Raw genomic sequence first — 18,177 nt, forward strand, 5'->3', positions numbered from 1 at the left:
TTACATAATATTCTACTATACATAAGATAAATTATGTAAAGCTTTGCATAATTTATCGAGAAAAAACTTCCTGTTCTGTGGCTCCCACAGAGCTGCGCAGCATGCGGCCATATTTTTATCTTTCTTTGGGAGCTGTAAACTCCATGGGGTAAACCCTCGAGTTTGGCTTGAAGAAACGCTTTCCAATATTAAAGATTACAAAATAAATGACCTTGAGGAATTATTGCCAGGATACCAGAATGAATCTTGATTATTAAAATTAGTTTCATTTATCGAGGCACTAAGCTAAAGGTGTAGTTGCTCGGACGGATACTTTTAAACCTTTTTATGCTCCCGTTAAAATAGATGCCGAACAAAAAATAGTCTATTTCAAAAGTGTTGCTCCTGATGATAACAACTGTATCGTAAACGAAGGTAATGTTTTGGGAGAGAAACAACAAGGTGACTCATTGATTGAAATGCCTTTTGATTTGTTGCATTTAGCTCCGCCACAAACAGCTCCAAAGTTTGTAAAAGAATCTGTGTTGGTAAATGATGCAGTTTGGTTAGACGTAGATATAAATAGTCTTCAGCATAAAAAATTCCCTAATATTTTTGGTTTGGGAGATGTCGCTGCTTTACCAACCGCAAAAACCGGAGCAGCCATACGTAAACAGGCTCCTGTAGTGGTAGATAATATCCTTAAACTGATAAAAGGAAAAACTGCCAACAACAAATCATACCAAGGTTATTCATCTTGCCCCTTGGTAACAGGTTACGGAAAAATGGTATTGGCAGAGTTTAATTACAAAAACGAATTCACACCCGACCCCAAGCTCAAAATGATGCTGATTGGCGACAGTTCCAAAGAGCACTGGCGCTTGTGGCTGTTAAAAAAGTATATGCTTCCCTATTTGTACTGGAATAAAATGATGAAAGGTAAAGATGTTTAGTCCTGTGTAACCTATGTAACAGACTATCTTCTTTTATAAGTCGAAATTTGCAACTATAAATAAAGAATAGAACTATAATTTATGGAATGGATTTTAGAACCGTGGCCGTGGTATGTGAGCGGACCATTGATTGCAATGACGATGTTTATCCTCCTTTATATAGGAAAGAATTTTGGAATGTCGTCCAATTTAAGAACACTGTGCACCATGTGTGGTGCAGATAAAACCTGCGATTTTTTCTGTTTTGACTGGAAAGCACAACGATGGAATTTATTGGTAATGAGCGGAGCCATCATAGGTGGTTTTGTTGCTTCTAATTATCTTTCAAATAATCAGACACCTGACTTAAACCCAAAAACGGTTGAACATTTAAAGGAAATAGGTTTTGAAAGTGCAGGGAAAGCATATGTACCAACTGAACTTTTCGGACCGGAAGCTTTTTCAGACCCTAAGACATTGGCTATACTATTGATAGGAGGTATATTGGTTGGTTTTGGGGCACGGTATGCAGGTGGTTGTACTTCAGGACACGCCATATCTGGTATCAGTAATTTACAGTTGCCATCATTGATTGCTACTATTGGATTTTTCATTGGAGGATTGATTATGGTACATCTTATTTTTCCTTTAATTTTTTAATACCGATGAAAAGGCTGGTGGTAATGCTGGTTGTAGCTATACTTTCTCAACCAACAATGGCACAGGAAAATCAGATAAAAGATACTGTTGAAAACAAATCATTGATTTCTTATCTGAAAGAAGGTGAAATCGGCGGTCATATCCGAAATTATTTTTTGATGACTGAAAACCATAATGGAAACGATTATTATGCCAATGCCATTGGAGGTGTATTAAGCTATGAAACCAAATCGTACAAAGGCTTTCAGTTAGGTATTTCGGGAATATTTACCTATAAAGTGTTTTCATCAGATTTGAATAAAGCTTACGATCAGACCAATAAATCATCACGGTGGGAGCAGGAACTATTTGATGTAAATCATAAGGACAATTTTAAAGATTTGGACAGATTGGAGGAACTGTATATCAAATATCATTGGAAAAATTCGTACGTAACCTATGGGAAAATCCCTGTGGAATATACGCCTTTATTGAATAAAAGCGATGGAAGAATGAAGCCTTTTGCTTTTCAGGGAGGTTGGTTACATCATAAAAACGAAAAATTTCAGGCTGATGTGGCGTGGATACATAAAGTTTCTCCAAGATCGATGACCGAATGGTTTCCAATGGATGAGGTTATAGGACTTACTGATAACGGCTATTTACTAAACGGAGAAAAAGCAGAGTATGAAGAAACAACCCATTCACAAGGATTGGCTATTGTTCATTTGGGAAAGGAATTTAAAAATTTGAAATTCAATTTCTGGAATTTTCATTTGGATAAATTCATTAACACCTCCTGGTTGCAATTGGAATATTCAAAACAGCATTGGCAGGCAGGAATGATTTATTCGTATCAGATTCCGAATGCTTACCAAGAAAATTTGCCTTACGAAAATCGGTATGTGCAGCCAAATGAAAACGGACAAGTAGCCAGCTTTATGCTGAAATACAATATTGGTTCATCACAATTTAAAGCAGCCTATACTAAAGCTTTTGAATCAGGCAGGTATTTATTTCCAAAGGAATTGGGACGGGATCAGTTTTACACCTCGATGACCAGAAGCCATATCGAAGGATTCGGTGGAGTTGATGTCTTTGCTATCGGGTATCAGTACAGTTGGAAACATTTATTTTTGAATGTCGATGCTACAACAACGCAAGGAACAGTAATAGATGATTATGTGTTAAACAAATACAATATCGAAGATTATTACCAAATCAATACAAGACTGCATTATGAATTTACCGATTTCTTAAAAGGTCTTCATGTCGAGTTGCTGTATGTCTGGAAACAAAACAAAAACGAGCATAATACAAAATTGGTTGAGCAAAGAAGCGATTACAACCAAATCAATCTAATAACAAATTTTAATTTTTAAAAACAATGAAAAACATAGTTTACTTACTGATCGGAACATTTTTCGGAATTGTTATGTACAAATCCGAAGCCGCATCATGGTTCCGGATTTATGAAATGTTCCAGTTTCAATCGATTCACATGTATGGACTGATGGGAACAGCTTTAGCAGTAGGAATAATCATAGTACAGTACATCAAAAGAAACAAAGTAAAAGACGTGAATGGCAATCCTATTGTTATTGCAGATAAGGACAAAAGTATCCCACGCTATTTAATAGGCGGTATTCTTTTTGGGTTGGGTTGGGCATTGGCAGGAGCCTGTCCGGGACCTATGTTTGTAATGACAGGAGCAGGTTATTTCCCAATATTAGTTGTAATTTTAGGAGCTGTATTAGGCACTTGGTTTTATGGATTAATAAAAAATAAGTTGCCTCATTAAAATCAAAATAATTATGGAAGAATTAATCCGTGAAACCTATCGTGGTATATTTGAAAAAGAGCTGATTGACGAAATCGTTTCTGTCGCTAAGGTTGTCGAATTCAAAGAAGGAGATGTATTGATAGATATTGGTAAATATATCAAAACCATGCCTTTGCTAATCAGTGGAGCTATCAAAATTATGCGTGAAGATTTTGACACAGGTGAGCTTCTCTTGTATTTCATTGAAAAAGGAGATACTTGCTCTATGACACTCAACTGTTGCATGGGCGACAAAAAGAGCGAAATTCGTGCCGTGGCTGAAAATAACGGTTTGGTAGCCATGATTCCTGTGGGCAAAATGGAAGAATGGTTGGGCAAATATAAAAGCTGGCGTGCTTTCGTATTTCAAAGTTACAACAACCGTTTTAATGAAATGCTTGCTGCCATAGACAATATAGCATTTACCAATATGGATAAGCGACTTTATAATTATTTGTTGGAAAAGAGTAAAATAAACAATTCCAATATTATTACCAAAACCCATCAGGAAATTGCTTACGAACTCAACAGTTCCCGTGTAGTAATTTCACGATTGCTGAAAGCATTGGAAAATGAAGGAAAAATAAAACTAAACCGCAATAACATAGAATTGTTAAACTAACGCTATGGAAGAAACCAAAAGCGAACAAATAAATTTACCTTTCAAAAAAGACCTGATACTTCGGCAAAAATTAGCCATCCAACGTACATTTCTTGCCAATCAATCGACATTTCTGTCATTTTTAAGAAGTTCGATGTATTTTTGGTGGCTGGTCTTAGTGTCAACAAGCTTGTTGATGGTAACGAGGCGGTTATTTTTGAATATATCTTGTGCATTATATCCGGGCTTTTACTCGTTGTGGGAATTATCAACTATTTCCGCAACCACAAAAAAATCAAACAAAGTGAAATTCATATAGGAGATTATAAGCTGAAATATGAAAAAGATGAATAAAATTTTCATCAACAGCAGATTGTTCCAAAGTAAAGTTTTTCTTGGGTAACAATGGTTACTGTACCTATCTCGGTTTCAAGCTAATTTTACACTAACAAAAATTTTAAGAAAAATGGAAAATAAAGCAACAGTACAGGAATTCAACCGATTTTTAAGCATTCATGAACAATTGTATCTTCAGACTTTGGAATTATTAAAAGATGTTCCTGATGATGTGTTTGAAAGTACACCATAAAAGAACTGGACTTGCAACAAAAAGTCGGACACTTTTTTCTGAGACCTATGCTACATTTTTAAATTGATAAAATTCTAATTCTACTTCGTAAGGGGTTTTATATCCCAAAAAGGAGTGTAACCGTTTCCTGTTGTACCATATTTCTATGTACTCAAAGATAGCGGTTTTAGCCTGCTCTATAGTTTTAAAATCCTCATCATAAACAAGTTCTATTTTCAAGGTTTTAAAGAAGGATTCAGCTACAGAGTTATCCCAACAATTACCTTTCCTGCTCATGGATTGTGTTACCAGCAGGTTAGATTTTATAAATGTTCTAAATGCCTTTGAGGCGTATTGTATTCCTCGATCCGAGTGAAATATTAAACCCCTGTTTATCTTACGTTTACTTACAGCCATTTTCCATGCAGGAATAATGGTTTGCTTGGTGTGCAGGCTTGTACTTAATGACCAACCGATTACTTGTCTGTCAAATAAATCAATAATAGTGGTCATATCAACGGTGTTGAAAATATTGCCTTAAATACGCTTGAAAAGAATTTAGATAAAATCAATAAAAACGAACCAGTTGTCATTCATTGCCAAAGCGGTGCACGCGCGGCAATTGCTTATTCCATTCTTATAAAACACGGTTTTGGAAACATTCTGAATTATTCCGGAGGTATCAATGATTGGGTGGAAAAAAAGAATGAACTTGTAAAATAATTTTTTGATTTCAAATGATGCACAATAAATCAAAAGCTATTCAGGATTAATATCCTGATGAACTGGCACATTGCTACGGATGTGGTAAGAATTATCTTGATGGTTACCAGCTGAAAACATATTTAGTGGGCGATGAAACAGTCGCCCATTTTTTACTAGGCGAAAAATTTACAGCACTTTCAGGTAGCGTTTACGGTGGTTTGGTGGCTTCTCTTTTGGATTGCCACGGCACAGGTTCTGCCGCTGCCTTTGCTTGTGTTGCGGAGAATATTGATCTTGAAAATACAGAAATTATTCCTGTAAGATGTGTAACGGCATCGCTTAAAATCGATTTCAAAGCACCTACAACCATGGGAACAGAACTGGAATTGATAGGAAAACTGCGAAGTATCGAAGGTCGAAAAATATGGGTTGATATGACACTTTCTGCCGGTGATATTCTTTGTGCTACAGGAGAGATTTTTAGTGTTCACCATATCCCACATCATCCATTTTTCCTTTAAATACTCTGAACTGAATGACAAAATAAACTACAACTAAAATCGCAGCAACAATAAACCAGCCCAAACCTACCGAAAAGCCGTATTCGTGAGCCGCTACATTCTGAACCGTCAAAGAAGGATTAACTCCATTTGTTGATGGTAATAAATTGGGAAACATAGAAGCTATCGTGGTGGCAAAACTCCCAAAAATAAACATCGAAGAAAACAGGAAACCCGTACTGTCTTTTTTAAATTTATAAATTCGGAACAAACCGATTAGACCTATTGCTCCAATTATCGGGAATATCCAAAGCCAATAATGCGTTTGCAGATTATTTAAAGGAAAGGGCTTTACATAATGCCATAAACAAGCAGAAGTAACAACTAATGCCAGCAATACAAAATTCAATTTAAAAATCACCTTTTTAAGCCTTTGATTGAGGTCTGTGGATGTTTTAAGTATAATCCAATTAGCCCCGTGAATGGTTAATGTTACAACCGCGACAAGTCCCAATAACAAGGTAAACCAGTCAATAACTCCCTGATGCTCTGCAAGCGGATCAAACGTAGGGTTCCAAAGTGCCAGAAAGAAATAATGAGCTTCTTGTGTAGAAACACCATTTTCGACCATTCCAAGGTTTACACCTCTTACCACGTTTCCGAGTGCTGCACCAAAGAAAAGAGCCAACAGAAAACTTGCTATACCAAATGCTTTGTCCCAGATTGCTTCCCACATTCGGTTATGCACCTGTCCTCTTAACTCCAATCCCACAGCTCTGAAAATCAACAACCACAAAACCAGCATCAAAGGCAGATAAAAACCACTGAAAGCCGATGCATATAGCGTAGGAAATGCAAAAAACAGAACACCACCTGCAGCAATGAGCCACACTTCATTAGCATCCCAGAAAGGACCGATAGCATTGGTTACGGCTTTCTTTTCTTCTTCTGTCTTTGCAAAAAACAAATGCACGATTCCCGCTCCGAAATCATACCCGTCGAGGATAACATAAATCCCCAACATCACCATTAATACAATAAACCAAAATATATCCATAACCATTTATTTTAATGCCATTTTAGTAGCTTCAGGACCTTTCCGTATGATTTTTAAGACAAGCAAAAGAAAAAGTAGTCCAAGCAGCAAATACAATCCAACAAACCCCAAAAGTGTAAATAACGTATTTCCCGAAGATACGGTAGGCGAAACGCCATCAACCATACGCATCAGATTATAAACAAGCCAGGGTTGCCGTCCTAATTCCGCTGTGTACCATCCTGCCGTATTGGCGATATAAGGAAAAGGAATCATAAACATCAGAATCCACAGCAACCATTTCGTTTTATACAATCTGCCTTTCCAGAGTAAGAAAGATGTAAGTACCATAATTCCGATAAAAATAGTTCCCAAACCAACCATAATATGATAACCATAATACAAACCGGGAACATTAGTAGGATGTATAGATTCATCAAATTCGTTTAATCCTTTAATTTCGGCATCCCAACGCTGATACGTAAGAAAACTAAGTACATTGGGTACAGCGATTTTATTATCCAGTTTTTTATTCTCCCGGGCTGACCTATCAAAACGATTTCAGAACCTCCTTTTTCAGTTTCAAAAATACCTTCCATCGCAGCAAATGTTGCCGGCTGGTATTTAACCACATTTTTTGCCGCCCAGTCTCCCGTAGGGAAAGCCAATATGACAGAAGAAATCACCCCAAAAACGACACCGCTTTTTACAAAAATCTTCCCGAAGCGACTGTGCCTGTTGCTCAATAAATAGAAAGCTCCGACCGCTGCTACAAAAAAAGAACTTGTTACCAATGACCCTGCCTGATTATGCAGATAAGATGGCCACAGCCACGGATTGTTAAATAGCGCACTAAAATTGTTCAATACAAACTTTCCGTTTTCTAAAATCTCATACCCTACGGGATGCTGCATCCACGAATGTGTAGCGATAATCAGAAAACCACTTGCCCAAGAACCGAGGAAAACCATCAAACCTGAAAGGAAGTGTAGTTTCTGCCCGAGTAGCTTTTCACCAAAAAGAAACATGCCCAGAAAAGAAGATTCTAAAAAGAAGGAGAACATTCCTTCCATTGCCAATGTTTGTCTGATGATGCCTCCGGTAAGCTCAGAGAACTTAGCCCAATTGGTCCCAAACTGAAATTCCATTGGAATACCCGTTACAACGCCCATTGCGAAGTTCAATGCAAATATCTTCATCCAGAATTTAGAAGCATTGTTATAATCTTCATTCTTCGTTCGCAGGAACTTCCATTTAAAATAAACAATCATCAGAGAAAGTCCCATAGTGAGCTGAGGGAACAAATAATGAAAGGTAATCGTAAAGGCAAACTGTAGCCGATTGTAAAGAATCATGTCTTCCATAAGGAATATTTTAAGCGTTTGAATATCAGGTTTTATTTCCGCATATATCCACTTTTTATATGCACCTGTAAATGTATTTCTAAATTACAAAAACGATTGTAACACTTGTTACACAGTATAGAATAAATAGACATCTAATGATTTTTAGTTTTAATTTTTAGCTCTGTAACAATTGTTACTGCCTGCGTTATCGTGGTATTCTAATTTTGCCGTATCATTTAATCTCTGAATTATGGCAACAGATCTTATAGGCTATTTATTAGCCGTTTTAGTAGGCGTTTCATTGGGGCTTATTGGTAGCGGAGGCTCCATTCTTACCGTTCCTATTTTAGTCTATGTTATGGGCGTTAATCCCATTTTAGCCACTGCTTATTCCTTATTTGTGGTGGGAACTACATCCTTGGTAGGTGGTGTTCAGAATGCTCTTCAGAAAAAAGTAGATTTTAAAACCGTATTCATTTTTGGTATTCCATCTATTGTTGCGGTGTATTTAACGCGGGCATATCTGATGCCTTTAATTCCTGATGTGCTTTTCAGTATTGGAAATTTTCAATTTACAAAACCCATCGCTTTGATGGTGTTGTTTGCCATCGTAATGATATTTGCTTCGATATCCATGATACGTCCTTGTCCGCATTGTAAAGATCCAGATGACGGCGAAATAAAATACAACTATCCTATGATTCTGTTGGAAGGAGCTTTGGTCGGCACACTTACAGGATTAGTTGGTGCAGGTGGTGGATTTTTAATTATTCCGGCATTGGTTTTATTAGCAAAAATGCCTATGAAATTAGCCGTAGGAACTTCCTTATTTATCATTGCTGCGAAATCACTTTTAGGATTTACAGGCGATTTGCAAGGTAATGAAACCATCGACTGGACTTTACTTTCCACTTTTACCGGATTATCGGTTGTTGGTATTTTTATCGGAATCTTCCTTTCCAAAAAAATAGAAGGTAACAAACTCAAATCCGCATTCGGTTGGTTTGTACTGGTTATGGGAATCTATATCCTTATCAAAGAATTATTCCTATAAAAAACAGTCTTGTAACTTATGTTACTGTACAGGTTATAAGCAGGTTGTAGTTTTGTATCATAAAATTTAAAACAATTAAAGAATCATAAAAATGAAAGTAGAACAAATTTATACAGGATGTTTAGCTCAAGGAGCTTATTATGTCGAAAGTAACGGAGAAGCAGTTGTAATAGATCCGCTTCGTGAAGTACAGCCTTACATCGAAAAAGCAGAAAAAAGCGGAGCCAAAATCAAATATGTATTGGAAACGCATTTTCACGCCGATTTTGTAAGCGGACATTTGGATTTGGCTAAAAAAACCGGTGCAACTATTGTTTTTGGACCGACAGCGAAGCCTTCATTTGAGGCGCATGTTGCCGAAGACGGGGAAATTTTAAAAGTTGGAAACATCCAGATCAAAGTCATCCACACACCCGGTCATACGATGGAGAGTACTTGCTTTCTGTTAATTGATGAAAACGGAAAAGAAACAGGATTATTTACAGGCGATACCTTATTTATTGGTGATGTTGGTCGTCCGGATCTGGCACAAAAAGTAATTGCTGATCTGACACAGGAAATATTAGCGGCACATTTGTACTATTCATTGCACAACAAAATTATTCCGTTGGCAGACGACATCATCGTATATCCTGCACACGGAGCAGGTTCGGCTTGTGGTAAAAATATGAGCAAAGAAACCACCGATACCTTGGGCAACCAAAAGAAAACCAACTATGCTTTGCAACCAATGAGTAAAAAAAAATTCATCGAAGAGGTATTGGATGGATTGATGCCGCCTCCGGGATATTTTCCGGCAAATGTATTGATGAACATCAAAGGTTACGAAAGTATAGACGAAGTATTGCACAAAGGAACACAGGCTTTAAGCCCAACGGAATTTGAAGTCGCAGCTAACGAAACCGATGCATTATTACTGGATACTCGTGATGCACAAACCTTTGCCAAAGGCTTTATTCCAAATTCCATCAACATTGGCATTGACGGCAATTTTGCACCTTGGGCAGGAACATTAATTCCGGATATTAAACAAACCATTTTATTGATTGCCGACGAAGGTCGTGAAGAAGAAATCGTTACCCGTTTGGCTCGTGTGGGTTATGACAATACCATTGGTTATTTAAAAGGCGGATTTGAAGCGTGGAAAAATGCAGGTAAAGAAACTGATACTATCGAATCAATTTCGGTAGATGAACTGGCAAAACGAATGGAAGAAAATCCTGATTTGAACATATTAGATGTCCGCAAAAAGAGCGAGCATTTTTCAGAACACTTGATTGGTTCAGAAAACATTGCGTTAGATTATATCAACGAACACATTGCAGAAGTAAATAAAGACAAAACCTATTATGTGCATTGTGCCGGTGGTTACCGTTCTATGATATTCAATTCCATATTAAGAGCCAGAGGCTATGACAATCTGATTGATGTTCAAGGTGGATTTACCGCAATAAAAGAATCCGGAAAATTCAAAGTAAGCGATTACGTTTGTCCAACCACAATGCTATAAACCAAAATAAATAATTGTAAAATCTATAAAAATAGAATTATGTTTTTTCAACACGTATATGATAAAAGTTTAGCTCAGGCGAGCTACTTTATAGGCTGTCAGGCAAAAGGCGAGGCTATCATTATCGATGCCCAACGTGATATAGATGTGTATCTGGAAATTGCGAAGCAAAACAATATGAAAATCACCCATGTCACCGAAACGCATATCCACGCCGATTTTCTCTGCGGTTCACGTGAATTAGCAGCAGTGACCGGTGCACAAATGTATCTTTCGGACGAAGGTGGCGAGGACTGGCAATATACTTTCCCGCATGTAGGCTTAAAACACGGCGATAAAATTAGTGTAGGAAACCTCACTTTGGAAGTACTTCATACACCGGGACATACACCGGAAAGCATCAGCTTTTTATTGACCGATCATCCGGCTACCGATAAACCGGTAATGGTCTTCACAGGAGACTTTGTTTTTGTTGGCGATATCGGGCGTCCCGACCTGTTGGAAAAAGCAGCAGGAATAATTGGTACGCAAGAAAAAGGAGCTAAACAAATGTACGAATCTATCCAGCGCTTTGCCGAACTACCGGAATATGTGCAGGTATGGCCGGCACATGGAGCAGGTTCCGCTTGTGGCAAGGCATTGGGAGCAGTACCAAGCTCAACGGTAGGATACGAAAAAATCCGTAACTGGGCATTTCAATATGAAGATAATGAAGCAGGATTTATTGAATACCTGTTGGAAGGGCAGCCCGAACCGCCAAAATATTTTGCGATGATGAAACACCTGAACAAGGTAAACCGTCCGTTGTTGGTGGAAGTCCCTAAACATCCGAAATTGACAAAGGAACAGTTTCTGACAGCTTACGAAAACGGTTTGAAAGTGATCGATGCCCGAGTGAAAACGGATTTTGCCAAAGGATTTATTCCGGGAAGTATCAATATCCAAGGCAATAATTCTTTCTCTACTTGGGCAGGTTGGTTACTGAATTATCAGGAACAATTTATTTTGGTTGCCGACGACAATCAGATGGAAGATCTGACCCGGAAACTGATGAGAATCGGTTTGGATAATATCTACGGATACATTTCTGATGTGAATGATTTAGGTTTGGATTTAGAAACGGAAGACATTATCGATATTGAAGAATTCAAATCCTATATCGGAAATCCGAACGCACAAATCGTCGATGTAAGAGGATTGACAGAATATCAAACCTATCACGTAGAAGGTGCAGACCACGTTTTTGTGGGAACGCTACCAGACAATTTGGATAAATTCAGTAAAGACAATCAAATCGTTATTCATTGTCAAAGTGGCGACAGAGCGACCATTGCACAATCTCTTTTAGCTAAATACGGGTTCAAAAATGTAAAGAACTATAGTGCCGGAATGAAAGAGTGGATGGAAGTAAATAGTTAATTAAAATAATATTAAAATTCTAAAAAAATGGAAAATCAAGTAAATACAATGCCAAGAATTGGCGATATGGCACCCGATTTTGAAGCGGTGACCACTACAGGAGTAATCAAATTTTCAGAATACAACAAAGGAAGCTGGGTGATTTTATTCTCACACCCTGCTGATTTCACACCAGTTTGTACCACAGAAATGACAGGTTTTGCCAACGAAAGCGATTTCTTCGAAAAGCACAACACTAAATTGATGGGATTAAGCATCGACAGTATTCATTCACATATTGCATGGGTACATGCCGTTGATGAAAAAACGGGCGTTTTGTTCAACTTCCCGATCATTGCAGATTTGGATATGAAAGTAGCAAAGCTATACGGAATGTTGCAACCGGGCGAAAGTGAAACTGCTGCTGTTCGTGCAGTATTTATTATGGATCCGGCAGGAAAAATTCGACTAATTATGTATTATCCTTTGAATGTGGGTCGTAATATGGACGAGATTAAACGCTCATTATTGGCACTTCAAACTTCTGACGAATATAAAGTAGCTATGCCACTCAACTGGCAACCAGGAGATAAAGTAATTGTAGGTGCCCCAAAAACATTGGAAGGGTTGAAAGAACGTAAAGCCGACACAAGCCTGGAGCAAGTGGATTGGTACCTTGCCAAAAAATCAATTTAATCATTAAAACAAGAAAGTTGGCTTTTACGATAAAGTCCTTAAAGCCAATCTTCTTTTAAAATATTATTTCAATTATGTTAGAAATATTAAACAACCTTTCACCGGATAAAATATCAGATAAAGATTTTCTTTTTTTGGTTGATGTACGGACTCCTGAAGAATTTAATTCGGGAAGTGTTGACGGTGCCATAAACATACCATTAAGCGTATTGGAACAGGAGCTTTCACAATTTAAAAATAAAGAAAATATTATCGTTTTCTGCCGAAGCGGAGCAAGAAGCGGAAATGCACAAATAATCCTGCAACAACACGGATTTGAAAATGTAGTGAACGGTGGTCCGTGGCAAAATGTACAGCAAGCCTTGGATGAAATATTGCAGAAAAAGTAAATGACACATCACTTTTTCACTCAACGGTATAAATAAAAAAAAAGATGCAAAAACAAAGTGTCAAATTCATTCTCATTATTATAATTGGAGTAGTTATGTTAGGAATTTTTAAAAATCTTTTCGGTCAGAAAGACAATACAGAACTAAAAGAAGTACTTGCAGACAATGCCTATTTGGTTGATGTCCGTACACCTTCCGAGTTTGCATCCGGAAGTGTAAAGGGAGCTGTCAACATTCCATTAGACAAAATTTCGGGACAACTTTCCAAATTCAAAGGAAAGAAAAACATTGTTGTATTTTGTAGAAGTGGCAACCGGAGTAGTCAGGCAAAAAGTATTTTAGAAAAAAACGGTTTTAAAAACGTTGTCAATGGCGGCACCTGGCAAAATGTTAACTCGTTAATTTCTAATAATTAAAAAGCAGACAAATGAAAAACTATTTAAGAGGCTGGAACTTCATGCGGATTATCCGTCTGGTTTTGGGAATTGTGATCATCGTTCAAGGCATTCAGGCACAGCAATTGATGCTTGTTGCCTTAGGTGGATTATTTACACTAATGCCACTGTTTAATATTGGCTGTTGCGGTGCTGCTGGATGCAATACAACATATTCTACAAGCAAAGCCAAAAATACGGAAGACATCACCTATGAAGAAGTAAAATAATGATGATGCAGACATTTATAAAAAAGAACCTTTTAACCATCATTGGCGTACCAATTGGTGCAATTGCCGGATTTCTCTATTGGAAATTTGTAGGATGTAATTCGGGTACTTGTGTCATTACATCCAATCCAATCAATAGCACATTATATGGCTCGGTAATGGGAGGTTTGGTATTCTCTATGTTTAAAAACAATAAAAAAGAAAAGAATGACATTTCAGGAAATAATTAATCAGGATAAGCCGGTTTTGGTGGATTTTTTTGCGGTATGGTGTGGCCCTTGCAAAATGCAGGCTCCCATATTGGAAGAACTAAAACAACGGATAGGCGATACTGCCGATATTATCAAAATTGATGTGGATCAAAATCCACAAGTTTCGACACAATACCAGATAAGAAGTGTGCCCACCTTAGCCATTTTTAAAAATGGTGAGATTAAATGGCGACAGTCAGGCGTGTTTCCCGCTAACGAATTAGAACGTTTGATAAAGGAATTTATTCCTAATTAACACACAAAAATTCCAAAAATAAGCGATAATGTTCCCCCAGTTTAACCCCACTGTGGGAATATTTTTTTTCATTTTTTAAACCCACCTGTGGAACTGATTTTAAAAATATGCAGTATGAAGTGACTGGAAAGACTACTTTTGAAAACACAAAATTCAATTAATGAAATGTGGCTTTAAGTCTAATAGATTCATTATACTTGCTATTGATTTACAAGGTAATTAAAGGAAAGAAAATGCAATAAGCACCATTACTAAATCGTTACCGATAACACTTTCGGCTCTTGTAAGCTACTCTTAATGAACCTATTTAGGTTAAACTAATCTTTTTGAACAAAAAAAAGCAGTAGACATGAAATTATCTACTGCTTTTAATAAAATTTTAAAAAAGTGGATTACTCTTCAACCAACACCCATTCACCTTTTGAAAGTAAAGGTTCTGCTTGTTTGAATTTCATGCTTTTATTTTCGCCCGTAACTACGTTTTTGACAGTAACTCGGTCATTTCTGTTAATTTTTGGACGTTCCCTTACAATGGTCTCAGTAATTTGTGCACGTTGCTGGTTTTGTCCAGCAGCTCTGTTCTGCGCTGCCAATTCGTCGCTATTTGGAATTTCTTCCTTAGAAGTTTGGTAATTTTCTTTTTGCTTTACCACTTTCGCTTCTTGGATATCCTGCGCGTCTTCGGTAGGTAATTCCCCTTTATATAGGAAGGAAATGACCTCTCTATTGACATTGTCAATCATTGTTTTGAAGAGCTCAAAAGCTTCGAATTTGTAGATCAGTAATGGATCTTTTTGCTCGTGAACAGCCAACTGAACTGATTGTTTCAATTCATCCATTTTTCTCAAGTGCGTTTTCCAAGCATCATCGATAATGGCAAGGGTAATGTTCTTCTCAAAATCTGAAACCAATTTTTTACCCTCTGATTCATAAGCATCCTTGAGGTTAGTGACCACTTTTAAGGTCTTCATTCCATCGGTAAAAGGAACTACGATTCTCTCGAATCGATTATTTTGATTCTCATAAACGTTTTTAATTACCGGGAATGCCGTTTGAGCATTTCGCTCAACCTTGTTCTGGTAGTACTCAAGGGCTGCCTTGTAAACAATCGTGGTAATATCCTTAATTGATTTACTTTTGAATTCAGCCTCTGAAATTGGTGAGGTTATAGAGAAGTATTTGATGAGTTCAAATTCAAAGTTTTTAAAATCATCTGCAGCTTTATTAGTTTCTACAATAGCCTCTGTGGTATCAAAAACCATATTAGCAATATCAACTTTAAGCCTTTCTCCTTGCAGTGCGTGTTTTCTACGTTTGTAGACAACTTCTCTTTGTGCATTCATCACGTCATCGTATTCTAGCAAACGTTTACGAACACCAAAGTTATTTTCTTCAACTTTTTTCTGCGCACGTTCTATGGATTTTGTCATCATAGAATGCTGTATTACCTCTCCGTCTTCAAGACCCATTCGGTCCATCATCTTTGCTACTCGGTCTGAGCCGAATAAACGCATTAGGTTATCCTCCAAAGAAACATAGAACTGTGAACTTCCTGGATCCCCTTGACGACCAGAACGACCTCTTAGCTGTCGATCCACACGTCTAGAATCGTGTCTCTCTGTTCCGATAATTGCTAGTCCGCCGGCATCCTTCACTGATTTGATCAATTTAATATCGGTACCACGACCCGCCATATTCGTAGCAATGGTAACCACACCTGGATTTCCAGCCTCAGCTACAATGTCTGCTTCTTTTTTATGCATTTTCGCATTAAGAACATTATGAGGGATCTTGTTAAAGGTTAGCATTTTGGAAAGTAGCTCAGATATTTCAACTGAAGTTGTACCCACAAGTACAGGTCTACCTTCACCAACTAACTTTACGACATCAGCGATCACCGCATTGTATTTCTCTCTTTTGGTCTTATAGATAAGATCTTGTTTGTCATCACGAGCTATTGGTCTGTTGGTAGGAATTTCAACAACGTCTAGTTTGTAAATTTCCCAGAATTCTCCAGCTTCTGTAACTGCAGTACCCGTCATACCTGAAAGCTTCTTATACATTCTGAAATAGTTTTGAAGGGTTACCGAGGCGAATGTTTGAGTAGCTGCTTCAATTTTGACGTTCTCCTTGGCTTCAATAGCTTGGTGTAATCCATCAGAATATCGGCGACCATCCATAATACGTCCAGTCTGCTCATCAACAATCATGACCTTATTGTCCATAACCACATACTCTACATCTTTTTCAAATAGGGTATAGGCCTTGAGTAATTGATTCATGGTGTGAATACGTTCACTCTTAATGGAGAAGTCTTTGAAGAGTTCCTCTTTAAGTTCTGCTTCTTCTTCAACTGGTAATCCTTTTTTCTCGATTTGAGCGATTTCTGTTCCGATATCAGGCATCACAAAGAACTCAGCGTCAGCATCCCCTGAGAGATACTCAATTCCTCTATCAGTTAATTCAATCTGATTGTTTTTTTCATCGATAACAAACCATAATTCGTGGTCGATAATTGGCATCTCACGGTTGTTATCCTGCATATAATGATTTTCAGTTTTCTGAAGAAGCTGTTTGATTCCTTCTTCACTTAAAAACTTGATCAATGCTTTGTTTTTAGGCAATCCACGATGCACACGTAATAGCTGGATTCCTCCCTCTTTAACGTTGCCTTCAGCGATAAGTTTTTTAGCCTCTGCTAAAACTCCATTGAGATAATGTCTTTGTTTTGCAACAATGTCGCTTACCTTAGGTTTTAATTCGTTAAACTCGTGACGGTCTCCTTGTGGGACAGGTCCAGAAATAATAAGTGGTGTACGAGCATCATCCACAAGTACCGAATCCACCTCATCCACGATGGCATAGTTGTGTGAACGTTGTACTAATTCATCTGGAGTGTGTGACATATTATCCCTAAGGTAGTCAAACCCATATTCGTTATTAGTACCATATGTAATGTCTGCTTCATAAGCCAAACGTCGACCTACAGATCCAGGTTTATGGTTGTCAATACAATCGATAGACATTCCGTGGAATTCAAATAAAGGTCCCATCCAGGCACTATCCCTTCTAGCCAGGTAATCGTTCACTGTTACTAGGTGAACACCATTTTCTGTCAAAGCATTAAGGTATACTGGTAGAGTTGCAACTAATGTTTTACCTTCACCTGTTTGCATCTCTGCAATTTTACCTTGGTGTAGTGCAATACCACCGATAAGCTGAACATCGTAATGGATCATATCCCAAGTTACTTCTTTACCAGCAGCATCCCAGGAATTTTTCCAAACGGCTTTGTCTCCTTCAAGAGTTACATATTCTTTTGATCCAGATAAAGTTCTGTCAAATTCACTTGCAGTAACAGTTATAGTTGTATTTTCAGCGAAGCGTTTAGCCGTTTCTTTCACCACTGCAAAGGCCTCTGGAAGGATTTCATTGAGGACTTTTTCAGTGATCTCATACCCCTGTTCCTGAAGGCTATCTACCTCTGTATAGATATCTTCATTTCTATCAATATCCTTAGAAGACTCAGCTTCTGATTTTAATTCTTTGATTCTTTGGTCGATATCAGCTCTTGAAGCCTTTATTTTTTCTTTGAATTGAAGTGTTTTATTGCGCAATTCATCGTTTGATAGAACTGAAAGTGCATCCTCGAAGGCGTGAATTTTATCCACTAGAGGACGTAACTCTTTAACATCCTTCTTCGCTTTATCACCGACAAAAGCTTTTAATACGGAATTGAGTAAACTCATGTTTGTTTGATTTGTATATTCAAAATTAAGCAAAAAAAAAGCCTCTTTAGAGACTTTTTCGCTTTATAATGTTAATGTGTTT

Annotated in this window: 20 protein-coding genes and 2 pseudogenes; 18 read left to right on the forward strand and 4 right to left on the reverse strand. The window is 37.6% G+C overall.

The features are described 5' to 3' along the window. The first annotated feature begins 43 nt into the window (after positions 1–43). From I215_RS15985 to I215_RS16590, 7 genes and pseudogenes are all read left to right on the forward strand, one after another. Positions 44–250: an IS66 family transposase gene (locus tag I215_RS15985; RefSeq protein WP_008992625.1), complete on the forward strand. Its 207-nt coding sequence runs from the start codon at positions 44–46 to the stop codon at positions 248–250. A 64-nt stretch (positions 251–314) separates the two neighbouring features. After that, positions 315–932: pseudogene (locus I215_RS13910) on the forward strand (NAD(P)/FAD-dependent oxidoreductase); the annotation flags it as partial. Positions 933–1,013: 81 nt separating this feature from the next. Next, on the forward strand, positions 1,014–1,571 hold the full coding sequence (locus I215_RS13915) for a YeeE/YedE family protein (protein WP_040460510.1): 558 nt from the start codon (positions 1,014–1,016) through the stop codon (positions 1,569–1,571). Between the two features lie 5 nt (positions 1,572–1,576). Beyond that, a complete protein-coding gene (locus tag I215_RS13920; RefSeq protein ID WP_008992628.1) occupies positions 1,577–2,932 on the forward strand; it encodes a hypothetical protein in 1,356 nt (451 codons plus the stop codon). A 5-nt stretch (positions 2,933–2,937) separates the two neighbouring features. Continuing rightward, positions 2,938–3,351 (forward strand): YeeE/YedE family protein, encoded by a 414-nt coding sequence (locus I215_RS13925; protein ID WP_008992629.1) that lies wholly within the window; start codon positions 2,938–2,940, stop codon positions 3,349–3,351. 13 nt (positions 3,352–3,364) lie between these two features. After that, positions 3,365–3,994, forward strand: a complete 630-nt coding sequence (locus I215_RS13930) for a Crp/Fnr family transcriptional regulator (RefSeq protein ID WP_008992630.1) — start codon at positions 3,365–3,367, stop codon at positions 3,992–3,994. A gap of 445 nt (positions 3,995–4,439) precedes the next feature. After that, positions 4,440–4,562, forward strand: a complete 123-nt coding sequence (locus I215_RS16590; protein WP_262486303.1) for a hypothetical protein — start codon at positions 4,440–4,442, stop codon at positions 4,560–4,562. Between the two features lie 45 nt (positions 4,563–4,607). On the opposite strand, the gene I215_RS13940 is transcribed toward I215_RS16590, so the two are convergent. Then, complete coding sequence (locus I215_RS13940) at positions 4,608–5,054, reverse strand: IS3 family transposase (RefSeq protein ID WP_008992632.1); 447 nt, start codon at positions 5,052–5,054, stop codon at positions 4,608–4,610. A gap of 18 nt (positions 5,055–5,072) precedes the next feature. Between I215_RS13940 and I215_RS16685 the strand changes: the two genes are divergently transcribed. Together I215_RS16685 and I215_RS13945 are read left to right on the forward strand one after the other, a co-directional pair. Then, complete coding sequence (locus tag I215_RS16685; protein ID WP_394330800.1) at positions 5,073–5,264, forward strand: rhodanese-like domain-containing protein; 192 nt, start codon at positions 5,073–5,075, stop codon at positions 5,262–5,264. A 125-nt stretch (positions 5,265–5,389) separates the two neighbouring features. After that, entirely contained in the window at positions 5,390–5,767 is a 378-nt protein-coding gene (locus I215_RS13945) for a PaaI family thioesterase (RefSeq protein WP_008992633.1), read from the forward strand. Here I215_RS13945 and cydB read toward each other — a convergent pair. After that, complete coding sequence (gene cydB, locus I215_RS13950; protein ID WP_040460519.1) at positions 5,727–6,803, reverse strand: cytochrome d ubiquinol oxidase subunit II; 1,077 nt, start codon at positions 6,801–6,803, stop codon at positions 5,727–5,729. The genes I215_RS13945 and cydB overlap by 41 nt on opposite strands. Positions 6,804–6,809: 6 nt before the next feature. Then, positions 6,810–8,146 (reverse strand): annotated as a pseudogene (locus tag I215_RS13955) (cytochrome ubiquinol oxidase subunit I). Between the two features lie 232 nt (positions 8,147–8,378). On the opposite strand from I215_RS13955, the gene I215_RS13960 reads away from it, so the two are divergent. The 9 genes from I215_RS13960 to trxA all read left to right on the forward strand — a co-directional run bounded on the left by I215_RS13960 (position 8,379) and on the right by trxA (position 14,346). Next, the gene (locus I215_RS13960) at positions 8,379–9,182 is read left to right on the forward strand and encodes a sulfite exporter TauE/SafE family protein (protein WP_008992635.1); all 804 of its coding nucleotides are present in this window, start codon (positions 8,379–8,381) and stop codon (positions 9,180–9,182) included. Between the two features lie 91 nt (positions 9,183–9,273). Further along, positions 9,274–10,692, forward strand: coding sequence for an MBL fold metallo-hydrolase (locus I215_RS13965; protein ID WP_008992636.1), 1,419 nt, complete (start codon positions 9,274–9,276; stop codon positions 10,690–10,692). 39 nt (positions 10,693–10,731) lie between these two features. Further along, a complete protein-coding gene (locus I215_RS13970) occupies positions 10,732–12,111 on the forward strand; it encodes an MBL fold metallo-hydrolase (protein WP_008992637.1) in 1,380 nt (459 codons plus the stop codon). 27 nt (positions 12,112–12,138) lie between these two features. Continuing rightward, positions 12,139–12,786 carry a peroxiredoxin gene (locus I215_RS13975; protein ID WP_008992638.1) on the forward strand — a complete coding sequence of 216 codons (648 nt, stop codon included), beginning with the start codon at positions 12,139–12,141 and terminating at the stop codon, positions 12,784–12,786. 74 nt (positions 12,787–12,860) lie between these two features. Next, positions 12,861–13,175: a rhodanese-like domain-containing protein gene (locus I215_RS13980; protein ID WP_008992639.1), complete on the forward strand. Its 315-nt coding sequence runs from the start codon at positions 12,861–12,863 to the stop codon at positions 13,173–13,175. Between the two features lie 44 nt (positions 13,176–13,219). After that, a complete protein-coding gene (locus I215_RS13985; RefSeq protein WP_008992640.1) occupies positions 13,220–13,591 on the forward strand; it encodes a rhodanese-like domain-containing protein in 372 nt (123 codons plus the stop codon). Positions 13,592–13,602: 11 nt separating this feature from the next. Beyond that, on the forward strand, positions 13,603–13,839 hold the full coding sequence (locus I215_RS13990; protein ID WP_008992641.1) for a hypothetical protein: 237 nt from the start codon (positions 13,603–13,605) through the stop codon (positions 13,837–13,839). Continuing rightward, on the forward strand, positions 13,839–14,069 hold the full coding sequence (locus tag I215_RS13995) for a DUF6132 family protein (protein WP_008992642.1): 231 nt from the start codon (positions 13,839–13,841) through the stop codon (positions 14,067–14,069). Before I215_RS13990 ends, I215_RS13995 begins: the two co-directional genes overlap by 1 nt. Then, on the forward strand, positions 14,047–14,346 hold the full coding sequence (gene trxA / locus I215_RS14000; RefSeq protein WP_008992643.1) for a thioredoxin: 300 nt from the start codon (positions 14,047–14,049) through the stop codon (positions 14,344–14,346). The genes I215_RS13995 and trxA overlap by 23 nt, the downstream gene beginning before the upstream one ends. Before the next feature lie 392 nt (positions 14,347–14,738). On the opposite strand, the gene secA is transcribed toward trxA, so the two are convergent. Continuing rightward, the gene (secA, locus tag I215_RS14005) at positions 14,739–18,095 is read right to left on the reverse strand and encodes a preprotein translocase subunit SecA (RefSeq protein WP_008992644.1); all 3,357 of its coding nucleotides are present in this window, start codon (positions 18,093–18,095) and stop codon (positions 14,739–14,741) included. Between the last annotated feature and the right edge of the window lie 82 nt (positions 18,096–18,177).

Source organism: Galbibacter marinus, from assembly GCF_000300875.1.
Taxonomy (GTDB): domain Bacteria; phylum Bacteroidota; class Bacteroidia; order Flavobacteriales; family Flavobacteriaceae; genus Galbibacter; species Galbibacter marinus.

What these genes read in the sequence shown, in the direction of transcription:
- I215_RS13915 (WP_040460510.1), top strand. Translation starts at nt 1,014, where the DNA reads ATGGAATGGATTTTAGAACCGTGGCCGTGGTATGTGAGCGGACCATTG.
- I215_RS13920 (WP_008992628.1), top strand. Translation starts at nt 1,577, where the DNA reads ATGAAAAGGCTGGTGGTAATGCTGGTTGTAGCTATACTTTCTCAACCA.
- I215_RS13925 (WP_008992629.1), top strand. Translation starts at nt 2,938, where the DNA reads ATGAAAAACATAGTTTACTTACTGATCGGAACATTTTTCGGAATTGTT.
- I215_RS13930 (WP_008992630.1), top strand. Translation starts at nt 3,365, where the DNA reads ATGGAAGAATTAATCCGTGAAACCTATCGTGGTATATTTGAAAAAGAG.
- I215_RS16590 (WP_262486303.1), top strand. Translation starts at nt 4,440, where the DNA reads ATGGAAAATAAAGCAACAGTACAGGAATTCAACCGATTTTTAAGCATT.
- I215_RS13940 (WP_008992632.1), bottom strand. Translation starts at nt 5,054, where the DNA reads ATGACCACTATTATTGATTTATTTGACAGACAAGTAATCGGTTGGTCA.
- cydB (WP_040460519.1), bottom strand. Translation starts at nt 6,803, where the DNA reads ATGGATATATTTTGGTTTATTGTATTAATGGTGATGTTGGGGATTTAT.
- I215_RS13960 (WP_008992635.1), top strand. Translation starts at nt 8,379, where the DNA reads ATGGCAACAGATCTTATAGGCTATTTATTAGCCGTTTTAGTAGGCGTT.
- I215_RS13965 (WP_008992636.1), top strand. Translation starts at nt 9,274, where the DNA reads ATGAAAGTAGAACAAATTTATACAGGATGTTTAGCTCAAGGAGCTTAT.
- I215_RS13970 (WP_008992637.1), top strand. Translation starts at nt 10,732, where the DNA reads ATGTTTTTTCAACACGTATATGATAAAAGTTTAGCTCAGGCGAGCTAC.
- I215_RS13975 (WP_008992638.1), top strand. Translation starts at nt 12,139, where the DNA reads ATGGAAAATCAAGTAAATACAATGCCAAGAATTGGCGATATGGCACCC.
- I215_RS13980 (WP_008992639.1), top strand. Translation starts at nt 12,861, where the DNA reads ATGTTAGAAATATTAAACAACCTTTCACCGGATAAAATATCAGATAAA.
- I215_RS13985 (WP_008992640.1), top strand. Translation starts at nt 13,220, where the DNA reads ATGCAAAAACAAAGTGTCAAATTCATTCTCATTATTATAATTGGAGTA.
- I215_RS13990 (WP_008992641.1), top strand. Translation starts at nt 13,603, where the DNA reads ATGAAAAACTATTTAAGAGGCTGGAACTTCATGCGGATTATCCGTCTG.
- I215_RS13995 (WP_008992642.1), top strand. Translation starts at nt 13,839, where the DNA reads ATGATGATGCAGACATTTATAAAAAAGAACCTTTTAACCATCATTGGC.
- trxA (WP_008992643.1), top strand. Translation starts at nt 14,047, where the DNA reads ATGACATTTCAGGAAATAATTAATCAGGATAAGCCGGTTTTGGTGGAT.
- secA (WP_008992644.1), bottom strand. Translation starts at nt 18,095, where the DNA reads ATGAGTTTACTCAATTCCGTATTAAAAGCTTTTGTCGGTGATAAAGCG.